This is a genomic window from Agrobacterium sp. 22-209-1 (assembly GCF_053522485.1).
In genome coordinates this window covers 1-12,550 of sequence record NZ_JBNWCH010000001.1, presented here as the reverse complement: position 1 = coordinate 12,550, position 12,550 = coordinate 1, and the positions used below count along the sequence as shown (strand labels likewise).

11 protein-coding genes and 1 pseudogene are annotated in these 12,550 nt (G+C 59.8%); 8 read left to right on the top strand and 4 right to left on the bottom strand.

What is annotated here, in order from left to right; all coding sequences use genetic code 11:
- Positions 1 to 68 precede the first annotated feature (68 nt).
- From ACQZ48_RS00060 to chrA, 3 genes are all read left to right on the top strand, one after another.
- A complete protein-coding gene (locus tag ACQZ48_RS00060; RefSeq protein WP_142913929.1) occupies positions 69 to 611 on the top strand; it encodes a hypothetical protein in 543 nt (180 codons plus the stop codon).
- Between the two features lie 130 nt (positions 612 to 741).
- On the top strand, positions 742 to 1,227 hold the full coding sequence (locus ACQZ48_RS00055) for a hypothetical protein (protein WP_077984160.1): 486 nt from the start codon (positions 742 to 744) through the stop codon (positions 1,225 to 1,227).
- Between the two features lie 165 nt (positions 1,228 to 1,392).
- On the top strand, positions 1,393 to 2,622 hold the full coding sequence (gene chrA, locus ACQZ48_RS00050; RefSeq protein WP_269824043.1) for a chromate efflux transporter: 1,230 nt from the start codon (positions 1,393 to 1,395) through the stop codon (positions 2,620 to 2,622).
- A 3-nt stretch (positions 2,623 to 2,625) separates the two neighbouring features.
- Here the strand turns inward: chrA and ACQZ48_RS00045 are convergent, their stop codons facing one another.
- Positions 2,626 to 3,507, bottom strand: a complete 882-nt coding sequence (locus tag ACQZ48_RS00045; RefSeq protein ID WP_448728297.1) for a LysR family transcriptional regulator — start codon at positions 3,505 to 3,507, stop codon at positions 2,626 to 2,628.
- Positions 3,508 to 3,640: 133 nt separating this feature from the next.
- On the opposite strand from ACQZ48_RS00045, the gene ampC reads away from it, so the two are divergent.
- Together ampC and ACQZ48_RS00035 are read left to right on the top strand one after the other, a co-directional pair.
- Complete coding sequence (gene ampC / locus ACQZ48_RS00040) at positions 3,641 to 4,798, top strand: class C beta-lactamase (RefSeq protein WP_448728296.1); 1,158 nt, start codon at positions 3,641 to 3,643, stop codon at positions 4,796 to 4,798.
- A gap of 247 nt (positions 4,799 to 5,045) precedes the next feature.
- Positions 5,046 to 6,368, top strand: a complete 1,323-nt coding sequence (locus tag ACQZ48_RS00035) for a solute carrier family 23 protein (RefSeq protein WP_077984157.1) — start codon at positions 5,046 to 5,048, stop codon at positions 6,366 to 6,368.
- Between the two features lie 130 nt (positions 6,369 to 6,498).
- On the opposite strand, the gene ACQZ48_RS00030 is transcribed toward ACQZ48_RS00035, so the two are convergent.
- The gene (locus ACQZ48_RS00030; protein ID WP_448728295.1) at positions 6,499 to 7,392 is read right to left on the bottom strand and encodes an SDR family oxidoreductase; all 894 of its coding nucleotides are present in this window, start codon (positions 7,390 to 7,392) and stop codon (positions 6,499 to 6,501) included.
- 106 nt (positions 7,393 to 7,498) lie between these two features.
- Between ACQZ48_RS00030 and ACQZ48_RS00025 the strand changes: the two genes are divergently transcribed.
- A complete protein-coding gene (locus ACQZ48_RS00025) occupies positions 7,499 to 8,317 on the top strand; it encodes a helix-turn-helix transcriptional regulator (RefSeq protein ID WP_448728294.1) in 819 nt (272 codons plus the stop codon).
- A 221-nt stretch (positions 8,318 to 8,538) separates the two neighbouring features.
- Here ACQZ48_RS00025 and ACQZ48_RS00020 read toward each other — a convergent pair whose 3' ends face one another.
- Complete coding sequence (locus tag ACQZ48_RS00020; protein ID WP_448728293.1) at positions 8,539 to 9,699, bottom strand: citrate/2-methylcitrate synthase; 1,161 nt, start codon at positions 9,697 to 9,699, stop codon at positions 8,539 to 8,541.
- Positions 9,700 to 9,815: 116 nt separating this feature from the next.
- On the opposite strand from ACQZ48_RS00020, the gene ACQZ48_RS00015 reads away from it, so the two are divergent.
- Entirely contained in the window at positions 9,816 to 10,913 is a 1,098-nt protein-coding gene (locus tag ACQZ48_RS00015) for a citrate synthase/methylcitrate synthase (RefSeq protein WP_448728580.1), read from the top strand.
- Between the two features lie 308 nt (positions 10,914 to 11,221).
- Positions 11,222 to 12,310: a hypothetical protein gene (locus ACQZ48_RS00010; protein WP_077984153.1), complete on the top strand. Its 1,089-nt coding sequence runs from the start codon at positions 11,222 to 11,224 to the stop codon at positions 12,308 to 12,310.
- A gap of 99 nt (positions 12,311 to 12,409) precedes the next feature.
- Here ACQZ48_RS00010 and ACQZ48_RS00005 read toward each other — a convergent pair.
- Positions 12,410 to 12,550 (bottom strand): annotated as a pseudogene (locus ACQZ48_RS00005) (MFS transporter); the annotation flags it as partial.

Here is a 12,550-nt window from a genome sequence, read left to right as displayed (position 1 = left end):
ATCAACGACAGGCATCCGGCCGCCATCGAAGTGCCTCATGCCACGTCATTTTCAGAAAGGAGAAGACCATGCCTACAGTCAATAACCCTCCCGTTTTGGTGCCTCAGGACACCCCCGCCTGGTGCTTTGCCGCCGTCGAGCAGATGGTGCGGGCCTATTACGGGCTTCCCGCCGCCACCCAATACGAGATTGCAAGGCGCAACACCGAGGCGCTTGCGAGCGTCGATCCGCAGGTTCAGGAGCGCTGGGAGCTGGCGCAGGTTCTGGATCAATCCGCCGGCATCGATGAGCAGGGCGGTGCCAATGCAAACAGCAATGTCGTCAAGCTGGTTTCCAGCCAGTGGAACGCCTTCGATCACACCACGACGGGCGGCCACTTCGTCAATGGCCTGACAGCCGATACCGTCAGACACGAGATCGATAACAACCGCGTCTTCGTGATCGGAACAGAATACCACTATTACCTCGTCTACGGCTACACCGTGAACGGCAAGAATCTCGAACTTCATATTCTCGATCCATGGCCGGCAGGGCGAGGCGGCGCCAGAACCCGCATCGGCCTGCAGGAATTTCTGGCAATGCCGGCCCGCGTCGCCATCGCCTTCGGTTAGGCCGGCAAGCCGACCGCATTTCCCTCGATTGCCGGAGATATCCGGCGCCCCAATAACACAAAATCCCACCATGCGCTCCTGCACGTCGACGTCCGGGAACAGGTGGCCCATGTCCAAAAAGGAGATACACATGCCAATTCTCAGCAATTTCGTCGTCAAGCATATTCGGCCCTTCGGCGAAGCGGGCTATGATGCTTTTAGCAACAATGCGCAGACCATCGAATTCTTCTCAAGCCTTGGGCTCGGCACAGGGGATATCGCCAATATCTTCGCCGCATGGCGCCTGGCGGCCCTGGCCGATCCCGTCGGCGAGAGCAATCTTCTCGTTGCGGCGGCGAATGCGCTGGCGCAGGCGCGATGGGAATATCTCTATGAGACGCAGATGAGCACGGTGCTTTTTCTCGACGATGTCCAGCTCGAATCCCTCAGCCATCTCGAGCCCGGGGCGAACCGCAACTTTTCGTGGCGATCCCCGACCCCCATCGCCGCCGCGGTGACTATTCATAACGGCAGCAACAGGCATCACATCATCTGGGAGGCAACGGGTTTTTCCGGCGGCACCGATGAAAATGGCTGGATCTCGCACTTCGCCGACCTGTTGCCGACCGAGCGATAGGCCCTTCGCTGGATAATCGCCAAACGACGCCGGAACGTTATCGCAACGTTCCGGCGTCGATGCGGCCAGCCCCTTCATATCCCTGTCATAATGGTATCTGATACCGAAACCGTTTTGAGGCTGATATGTGTTGACGACTAGCCGTTGCACGCAGGGAGTTCTTTGGTGAAATCGTCAACGCGAAGCATAGAGACCGAAGTGCACGGCCAGAGACACGGCACGCCCGGCGAGGTTTTCGCGGCATTCCTGAAGCTCGGCGTCACCTCCTTCGGCGGCCCCATCGCCCATCTCGGTTACTTTCGCGATGAGCTCGTCGTGCGGCGCAAATGGATCGATGAGGCCGGTTATGCCGATCTCGTGGCACTCTGCCAGTTTCTTCCCGGTCCCGCCTCCAGCCAGGTGGGGTTTGCGCTCGGACTGCGGCGGGCAGGTCCGCTCGGTGCGCTGGCGGCCTGGACGGGTTTTACCCTGCCATCCGCCATTTTTCTGTTTTTCTTCGCCATGGTCGCCGCCTCCATCGAAGGGCCGGTCGGCGCCGGCCTCCTGCATGGGCTGAAAATCGTCGCCGTTGCCGTCGTGGCGCAGGCGGTCTGGGGCATGGCAAAAAGCCTTGCGCCGGATCGTGAGCGGGCCAGCATCGCGCTTGCCGGCATCGTCTGCGTCGTGTTTGTCGCCGGCGCCTTCGGGCAGATCCTGGCGCTTGCCGTCGGCGCGCTCGCCGGGCTTGTCTTCTGTCGTGCAGATGCCGCGCGTCAGGCTACCCATCTCGCCTTCCGGGTGCCGAAAAGTGCGGGATACATTGCGCTCGCCACCTTTGCCCTGCTTCTTGGCCTCCTGCCGCTCTTTGCGGCCGTCGCGGCTTCACAAGGCCTCTCCTTGTTCGATGCCTTTTATCGCGCCGGCGCGCTGGTTTTCGGCGGCGGCCATGTGGTGCTGCCGCTGCTGCAATCGGAAGTCGTCGCCACGGGCTGGGTTACGGAAAATGCCTTCATCGCCGGTTATGGCGCAACCCAGGCCGTGCCCGGTCCGCTCTTCACCTTCGCTGCCTATCTCGGTGCGGTGGTGGGGCCGCAGCCCAACGGTGTTACAGGCGCGGCGATCGCCCTTGTTGCGATCTTCCTGCCCGGCATGTTGCTGCTCGTCGGCGCGCTGCCCTTCTGGGAAGGGTTCCGCAAACACCTTCTGGCGCAGGCCGCCATGCGCGGCGCAAATGCCGCCGTCGTCGGCATTCTCGGTGCGGCACTTTACGATCCGGTGTGGACAAGCGCGATCTTCACGCCGAAGGATTTTACCCTTGCGCTCACCGGCTTCATCCTATTGACGATCTGGAAAACCCCGCCATGGGCCGTGGTGATTTTCTGCGCGGCCGGCGGCGTTCTGCTCGCCCTGGCATAAGCCTTATCCCTCAGCGCCTATGCTGTCGAACATCCAGTCGGAAAAGGCCTGCATGGCGGGTGTAGGCGGTTTCGATTGCAGCCAGGTCAGCCAGTAGCTCCCGAGCGAAATGGTAACCGGAAAAGGCTGTATGATCGCGCCGGAGGCCAGATGCCGCGAAAACATCGATGGCGGCGCCAGCGCCACGCCCAGCCCCTGAAGCGCGGCCTCCATCATGCCGAGAGACGTGTCGAAGACGATACCGGCATTCACCTGTGCCGCAGGTATGACGCCGGCCGCCGCAAACCAGTTGCTCCATTCATCTGCTCGGTAGCTGCGCAACAGCGTCGCTTCCATCAGATCGGCCGGCTTTTTCAGTGTCTCCGCCAGTTTCGGCGTGCAAAGCGGTGAAAGTGGCGCCTCGAACAATCGGAAGGCATCCGTGCCATGCCAGGATCCCTGGCCGAAGCGAATGGCGAAATCCAGCCCTTCAGCCGCCATATCAACCCGGTTATTATTGGTGGAAACCCTGACATCGATGAAGGGATGCTGCTTTTGAAACGCCTTCAGCCGGGGCAGCAGCCAGCCCACGGCAAAGGTTCCCACAACACCCAGAAACAGCAATTCGCGCACCTGCCCGGCCTCGATCCGGTCAAGCGTCGTCGCCATCTGGTCGAAGGAGCTGGTTACCGTCGGCAGCAGGGCCTCGCCTTCGACGGTAATCTTCAGGCCGCGCGGAAGCCGCTGAAAAAGCGAAACGCCAAGCCGCTTTTCCAGCCCTTTCACCTGCTGGCTCACAGCCGCCTGCGTCACACACAATTCGATGGCCGCGCGGGTGAAGCTCAGGTGTCGCGCCGATGCCTCAAAAGCCCGTAGGCCGTTCAGGGGGAGAAATTGCCGAACCATTCAAGACCTAGATTTTCTTGTGCCTCCTCCGAGATATCATGATTTGTTCGTGCAATGTAGGCCGGTTAAACGTCTTTCGCTGGGGATGGCAAACACGCCTAAAATCCACTCTAGGTTTTGGAGAACGCGAAAGATGAAACTCAACAGCAGACATGTCGCACTGGCGGCCTTGCTCTCGACGAGCCTGTTAACACAGGCTTTTGCCGCCGATGAGGCAAAGCTGAAAGCGATAACGGATGCCGCGATCAAACCGATCATGGAGAAAAACGGCATTCCGGGCCTTGCCGTTGGTATCAGTGTCGATGGTGAAAGCCACATCTTCACCTATGGCGTCATGTCCAAAAGCTCGGGCAAGCCGGTGACGGCGCAGACGCTTTTCGAACTCGGCTCCATTTCCAAAACTTTCACGGTTACCCTCAGCACCTATGCCGAAATGAATGGCCAGCTTTCGCTCTCGAGCAAGGTGGAAAATTATCTTCCCTCCATGAAGGGCAAGCCCTTCGGCGATGTCACGCTTATGCAACTCGGCACCCACACCGCCGGCGGCTTTCCGTTGCAGGTGCCGGATACCGTCAAGACGGAACAGCAGTTGCTGGCCTATCTCAAGGCCTGGAAACCCTCATACAAGCCAGGAACGCACAGGACCTACGCCAATCCCAGCATCGGAATGCTCGGATACATCACCGCAAAGGCCATGGGCCAAAGCTTCGATGACGCCATGAAAGATACACTCTTCCCTGCTCTGGGCCTGAAGAACACCTTCACCGTGGTGCCCGAGGCAAAGATGGCCGACTACGCGCAGGGCTACAAGCGGACCGGCGAACCCGCCCGCATGACACCGGCCGTCCTCTCCTCGGAGGCCTACGGCGTCAGATCGACAGCGGCAGACATGATCCGCTTCGTCAATGCGAATATGGGACTGGAAAAGCTGAACGGAAAAATCCAGCTGGCGCTCATCAACACCCATACGGGATATTTCGGCGTCGGCGCCATGACGCAGGATATGGTCTGGGAACAATATGCCCATCCCGCGCAGCTGGAGACATTGCGAGAGTTGAATTCCGGCGCCCTGCTCAAGACTGTTCCGGTCTCTGAAATCTCGCCGCCTATGAAACCGCGTCAGGATGTCTTCATCAACAAGACCGGCTCCACCAATGGTTTCGGCGCTTATGTGGCGTTCATACCAAAGCAGAAATTGGGCATCGTCATTCTGGCCAATAAAAACTACCCCAATGAGGAGCGGGTTTCTGCGGCCTATGAAATCCTGACGGCGCTTGAAAAAGCGCAATAGCGCCGTCCACTCGATCTTTTACCGGCGCGGGAGCTGATTGTTTCCGCGCCGGAAGCAACAGTGGGAAACAGCCCATAGCCGATGACAGGGACAGGCAATCGCGTTAACGGAGAAAAAGATGCGCCAGCTGCCGATTCGATCTCGGACGGTGGGCGCAAATCATAAAAAGCAAATTTTCTTGCGCGGTTGCGAACTGAAACGGGAAGGCCCCGGGAGGCGCGTGCCGGCTGTTTGCCAGGGGGGCGATATGAGCGATACCGGTGGTTACTTTCCGCGCTGGAGACTGAAAACAGAAGGACGCATCCTGCCCGATGAGCGTTTGCCTGCGGGACAGACCGCGGTGCTTGGTCTTCAGCATGTCGTTGCGATGTTCGGTTCCACGGTTCTTGCTCCGCTGATCATGGGGTTCGATCCGAACGTCTCGATCCTGTTTTCAGGCATCTCGACACTGATCTTCTTCATCGCCGTTGGCGGACGTGTGCCAAGCTATCTAGGCTCGTCCTTTGCGTTCATCGGGCCGGTGCTCGTGGCAACGGGGGCAGCCGCCGGGGCAGTCAGTCCCAATATCGCGCTGGCGCTCGGCGGTATCATCGCTGCCGGGGTGCTTTATGCGTTGATCGGCGTCATCGTCATGATCGCCGGTCATAACTGGATCGAAAAGCTGATGCCGCCAGTGCTGACGGGCGCGATCGTTGCGGCGATCGGTCTTGTCCTCGCACCAATTGCGATCGCAAGCGCCTCTGGCTCGGGCCCGGGCAACCCCGATGGCGACCAGCTGTCGCGCTGGATTGCTATCCTGACGGTCACATCGGTCGGTGCGATTGCGGTCTATGCGCCCGGCATGGCGCGCCGTCTTCCCATTCTTCTCGGCGGTGCGATTGCCTATCTCGCCTATCTCGTGCTTGCCAACGGCTTTGGCCTCGGCAAGCCCGTCGATTTCTCCGGCGTGGCGGCCGCATCGTGGTTCGGATTACCGACATTCACCGCACCGGTGTTTTCAGGATCGGCGATTGCGCTGATCGCGCCGGTCGTCGTCATTCTCGTGGCGGAAAATCTTGGGCATATCAAGGCGATAGGCGCGATGACCGGGCAAAATCTCGATCGTTATCTCGGCCGCGCCTTTATCGGTGACGGCATCGCGACGATGTTTTCAGGCGCTTTCGGCGGCACCGGCATGACGACCTATGCCGAAAACATGGGCGTCATGGCGATAACCCGCATTTTCTCGACACTCGTCTTCATCGTTGCTGCACTGGTCGCCATCATTCTCGGCTTCTCGCCGAAATTCGGTGCGCTCATTCAGACCATACCGGGACCCGTCATCGGCGGCCTGTCTGTCGTGGTCTTCGGCCTGATCGCGGCGACCGCAGGGCGCATCTGGGTGGAAAACAAGGTGGATTTCTCCGAACCCCGCAACCTCATTACCGTGGGTATCGCTCTGGTGCTGGGCGCTGGCAACTTCAAGCTCAATGTCGCCGGCTTCACGCTGGATGGTATCGGCACGGCGACAATCGGAGCGATTGCCTTTTACCACCTGCTTGGCCTTGGCAGACCGGAATCGGGCAAATGATGTCTGTCACCTGAACGTTTTCCATTCATAAAGTCAGCATTGGTTTTCCGTTGCTGCCATGCTGCCTGTCTTCGCCATTCCCTATCATGGGGGCCGGCGTCCACTTTAGTGGGCGCCGGTCGGCCAATGCCTAGATCGCCGAATAATCCATGGCTCTGAGATCATCGAGCAGGCCCGGACCTTTCGGCGCCCAGCCCAGCTTTTCCCGTGTGAGGGCGCTGGAAGCCCTGAGGTCCATGGAGGCAAACAGGGCAAACCAGCCGAAATGGCCGGCAGCCTCTTCTTTGCCTATTGATAGCAGCGGTAGCCCCAGCCCCTCTGCAACGATCCCGGCAACATCGCGAACCACAACGCCTTCTTCCGCCACGGCATTATATCGAGCACCGCCTTCGCCTCGAGCGAGCGCCATCACATAGAGTTTCGCCACATCATCGACATGACCGGCCGACCAGCGATTGCCGCCGTCCTCGACATAGGCGACGATGCCTTTGTCTCGCGACATCTCGATATAGGGCGAGATGAGGCCCTGCTTTACCGTGTCATGCACCTGCGGAAGTCTGATGACGCCGAGATTGACGCCAGCCTGCAATTGCTCCTGTCCCGCGAGTTCAGAGGCGATGCGCGGGTTGAAATGATGTGTATCGAACACATCTTCCCGCGCAGGTTCGCCATTGCCGGGATCGCCCATGCCGACCGCGGAGGTGATGAGCATTGGCCGGTCGGAGCCAGCCAATACGGTACCGATCGCAGCGATCACCCGGCGATCCTTTTCGCAATTGGCGGCGAAATGCGCAAAATCATGATCGAATGCCGTGTGGATCACCGCATCGGCAGTTTCCGCACCCTGCGCTAGCCCTGCCGCATCTTCAAGCGTTGCAATATGTGCGGTGGCGCCGGCGGCCTCTAGCGCTCTCGCACCGGCCTCCGAGCGGGTGAGGCCAACCACCTCATGGCCGTCCGCCAGCAATTCACGAAGAATCCGCGAGCCGATGAATCCGGTCGCACCTGTTAGAAAAACACGCATAAAAATCTCCCGCGTTGACGGGAGAGGTGATCTCATGAAGAATTTTCCTGTTAAAGTAGTGACTTTATCATGGTATAATTCTCAACAGGCTGTGCCGGGGAATGCGATGACAGACAATGCGCTCAGTGCCTTCCTGCGTGATCGCCGTATGCGGCTTGATCCCGCGACGTTCGGTTTTGCCACCGGCCGCCGCCGCACACCGGGCCTGCGTCGGGAAGAAGTCGCTCAGCGCGCTAATATAAGCCCGACCTGGTATACCTGGCTGGAGCAGGGCCGGGGCGGTTCGCCCTCGGCGGATGTGCTGGATCGCATCGCCAAGGGATTGATGCTGACCGAGCCCGAACGCGACCACCTGCATATACTGGCCTTCGGCCATCCGCCCGAGCCGCGTTACCGTCAACCCGAGACCATAACGCCCCGGCTGCAGGGTGTGCTTGACGCCATGCCCTTCAGCCCCGCCATCATCAGAGCGGCGACATGGGACGTTCTGGCGTGGAACCGGGCCGCCGCCCTCATCCTTACCGATTACAGCAAACTGGCGAGGGAGAACCGCAATATTCTGCGCTTGATCTTCTCAAATGACCGGGTGCGCACCGCGCAGGAGGACTGGCGCAATGTTGCCCGTTATGTCGTCGGCGCATTCCGGGCGGACGCTGCGCGCGCTGGCGCTGGCGCCGACGTCCGGCAACTGGTCGATGAGCTCTCGGCCGCCAGCGCCGAATTCAAGGTCATGTGGGACGACAACGAGGTCACAAGCATGCATGAAGGGCTCAAGCGCCTTCACCATCCCGTTCTCGGAACGATTGAATTGGAGTTTTCAAGCTTTGCGGTGGAGGGGCGCGGGGATCTCAACATGATGGTCTATAATCCTGCCAACCCGGAAATGAGCGACCGGTTTCGCTCGTTCATTGCAAAATCTCATTGATCCCGTCTCGCCGTTCTATTCGCCATCGGGGCGGTTCAAATGCGCTCACACCCATTCGGTTTTCGGCATCCACCGCAACATAGTCTAGCGATTCAGGCCAGCGCCGCGCGATATTTCCGAGCATTGGCCGCACATCGAAATCAAGTAGCACGGCATGTGCCAAAGTCGTTGCACGTTCAGGCCCGGAGGTGAATGCCGGCCATGCTGTGAAATCACAATGCCTATTGCCCCACATAGCGCGCGCGGGGCCGGATGAGTTTATCGTCCAGCTTCTGTTCCAGAGCATGGGCAATCCAGCCGGTGGTCCGTGCGATGGCGAAGAGCGCCAGGGCCGAGCCACGCGGCAGCCCGAGATTGCGACGCAGGCTCACCAGCGCTACATCGCAGGTCGGCAACTGCCCGGTGGTGTCGTTCATCACTCGCAGAAGCTCAGCTCGCTTCGCATCCGATGGAAGATGGGGCAGGAGGCCCGCGGCCCGTGGATCACCGTCCGGGTAAAGCGGATGGTGAAAGCCCGGTATGGCTTCGCCGCGTCGAAGCCGTTCATCAATCACCCGTTCCACATCATCACGCCGTTCCAGCTCATCGAACAGGAGCTCGACGAGGCTTGTCATGCCGCCATGCATGGGTCCGCTCAGCGCCGAAAGGCCTGCATTGAGACAAGCACCGAGCGAGGCGCCTGTGGAGGCGACAACGCGCGCAGCGAATGCGGAGGCATTCAACTCATGATCGGCCTGAAGCACGAGAGCGCGGCGGATGAGATCAGCGCCTGCCGCATCCGTCTTCCATACGTCAGCGAGAAACAGGTGAACCGGCTGCGTGCCCGGCTGGCCGAGGCTGCAGGCGCTGGCGACAGCTCGCAGCAGAACGGCGGCGCCGGACCAGAGACGATTGTTTTCGCGCCTCCACGCAGTTAGGCGGCCTGCTTCAACGAGAGGGAGAAGTGTTTGACACCGCTCCGTCAGCGGCAGGGTGCTGACGTAATCAAGGATCGGCTGTGGCCATGGGGCAGGTGCGGCTTTCATGTCATCGAAAGGGTTAGTCTCACCGCAATCCCACAGCAGACAGGCCACATCCTCCAGGGTCGCGGTTTGTGAAAGCACAAGCGCATCATGCCCCCGATAGCGCAGGCGTCCTTCCGTTATCTGCGTAATAGAGGACTCGAGAACCGGCAGCCCCCAGTCAAGCGCGGAAGCGGCAACCTGTCCGGGGCGTCGCCCAACGGTTTTCCTTTTCTTCAGCGCCTCGACATCATGGGTGCTGTAGAGCTTGCGACGCGGGTCACTTTCGGCTGCGCTCGTCTGGATCAAGCCACGGCTGACATAGGCATAAAGCGTTGCTCGGCTGATGCCGAGCTCGGAAGCCGCGCGGTCAGCGCTCATGTACTTGTCGTAAGGCTGCATTCCATATCTCATATTGATTATATCAATCAATATTGACCATATATATACGATGCCGCATCCTCAAGCGCATTCGTATTCAGATTGAGGAAAATTACATGTCCGCGATAGCAGCCTTGAGTGATAATAGGTCGGTGATCGGCCTCGATGATGTCGTCGCAGCCGAAACCGTTCTCAGCCATGTGGACGGGACGGCTGGTGAACTGATTATTCGCGGGCACCATCTTTCAAGCCTGGCGGGCTGGTCTTTTGAACAGGTTCTGGAGCTTCTATGGGCCGAGCAAGTCCCCCAGCCTGCGACGGCGCAGGACATTCGGTCTCAGCTGGGTTCTGCCCGGCAGCGGGCTTTCCAGCTGATCCAGCCGCTTCCTGACCTGTCACATCTTTCTTCCATAGAGGGCCTGCGCTTCTTGCTGTCCGCGTTGCCTGATGATGAAACGACTGCGCACCACATCATGGCCGTTGCGGCGGCGCCGGTCTTTGCCGCGGTCATCATCCGCGACAGGCAAGGGCTTCCGCCGATTGCACCCGATATCACGCTCGGCCATTCAGCGGATTTTCTGCGAATGATTTCCGGCCTTCACCCTTCGCCGGAGAAGGTGCGCGCACTCGATACTTACCTCACGACGGTTTCCGATCATGGACTGAACGCCTCGACCTTTACGGCCCGCATTATTGCTTCGACAGACGCCGGAATGTTTTCAGCAGTGGTTGGTGCGCTGTGTGCGTTAAAGGGGCCTCTTCATGGTGGGGCGCCGGGTCCGGTGCTTGATATGCTGGATGCGATTGGCAGTGAGGCTGACATTCAAACGTGGCTGGAGGATGCGCTTTCGCGCGGGGAGCGCCTCATGGGCTTTGGCCATCGGATCTATCGTGTCCGCGACCCTCGCGCCGACGTGCTGAAAGGCGCGGTGTCGGCTCTCAAGGATGGATCCAGCCGCATTGCCTTTGCCGGCAAAGTGGAGGCGGCGGCGCTGGCGCTCCTCAAGGAAAAGAAGCCGCTTCGGCCATTGCAGACAAATGTAGAGTTCTACACGGCCCTGGTGCTGGAGGCGTTGGGTTTTCCACGCGACAGCTTTACCAATGTCTTTGCCGCAGGTCGCATGGCAGGATGGACGGCGCATGTGCTGGAGCAGCAACGGACAGGGCGGCTCATTCGTCCGCAGTCCCGCTATGTCGGTCCATCGCCCGAGTGAGGCCTTTCGTCAGCAAAGATTGAGTGACGAAAGGCGGGACATCCCCTGATCTTTCACCCGTGCTCACATGGCGGTTTCGGGGTCGAATTTGTTCAAATCCTTCCGAGACAATGAGAAGTCCTGAAACTTTTTCGGGTGCGATGAGTTTAGTGCAGGAGCACTCGGCTCACGTTTCTCACTGCATATAATCACCGCTACGCGGAGGACTGATCGTCCTTTCGGAGGAGATACCGCATGAATTCCATCATCTATCTAGTTGGACTCGTCGTCGTTGTCCTGTTCATTCTCTCACTGCTGGGGCTACGCTGATGGTTGATCCAACGGGTATCGAAACGAATCCAAACCGCAGCTATGTGGACTGGCCAGCGATCTTCGCCGGTGCCGTCATCTCTTCGGGCGCCATGGCAGTCCTCACCGCATTTGCGGGCGGCCTAGGCCTGAGTTCGATCTCGGCCGACGATGGCGGCGAGATCAGCACAGTCTGGCTCATCATAACCGCGCTCTTCGTCATCATTTCCATGGTCGGCTCCTACATGCTGGGTGGCTATATTGCCGGCCGCATGCGTCGGCCTGCCGGCGCTGCCGACAGGAACGAACTGACGGTCCGCGATGGTGTGAATGGCCTGGTCGTATGGGGTCTCGGAACGGTCGTCTCGGCATTTCTCGCGCTCGGCGTACTGTCCGGTGGCGCCAAAGCTGTTGGCAGCGTGGCGCAGACCGCCGTCGAGGCCACGGGTTCCGCAGTCGGCGGCGCCGTTCAGGGGGCTGGCCAAATGGCGGGCGGCATCATTTCCGGCGCTGGCAGTGCGGCCGGTGGTCTGGCGCAAGGAGCCGGTCAGGCTGCAGCACCCAGCATTGAGCAGATGCTTCCGCAGGGCCTGAGAACTAACCCGATCGACTATTTCACGGATACGCTACTGAGGACCGATACGCCCGCCACCCCTGTGACGGGTGAACAGAGCGCCAGTGACTATCAGCGCCAGATTAGCGGCATTCTCGGCAATCTGATGGCAACAGGCGAAATATCTGATGCCGACAAAACATGGCTCGCCAATCAGGTCGCTGCCCGCACAAGCATCAGCCAGACCGATGCGCAAACGCGCGTGAACCAGACGGTTGAACGTGTGCAGGCCGTCAGGGCGGAAGCGCAGAAGAAGGTCGATGAAGCGCAGAAGCAGCTCGAGACCGTGAAGGCTGAGGCGCAGAAGGCATTGGACGATGCCAAGACCAAGGCTGCGGATGCCGCAGAAAAAGCACGCGTCGCTGGTATTCTGACAGCATTCCTGCTGGCCGCTTCCGCGCTCGTTTCCGCTGCGGCTGCCTATATCGGCGCAGTACACGGCGGTCGCCACAGAGACGAAGGCCGCATCTGGGGTGGGCTAGCCTACCGCAAGTAACCAGAGCGACGGCAAGAAAATCGGCTGTTCAAAAAAATCCTGCCCGGACCACATTCCGGGCAGGACTTACGTTTTAGGCATCTGGCGTCACGGACAGGATCAATCACGCCGTTGCAACAAGGCCAGAGCGACCGTGGATGTGGCCAGTATCGCGGTCAGCGCCAGCGGCGCAGTGGCGCCGTAGGAATCGACGATATAGCCGCCGAAGACCGCACCGATACTGATGGCCACCTGAAAGGA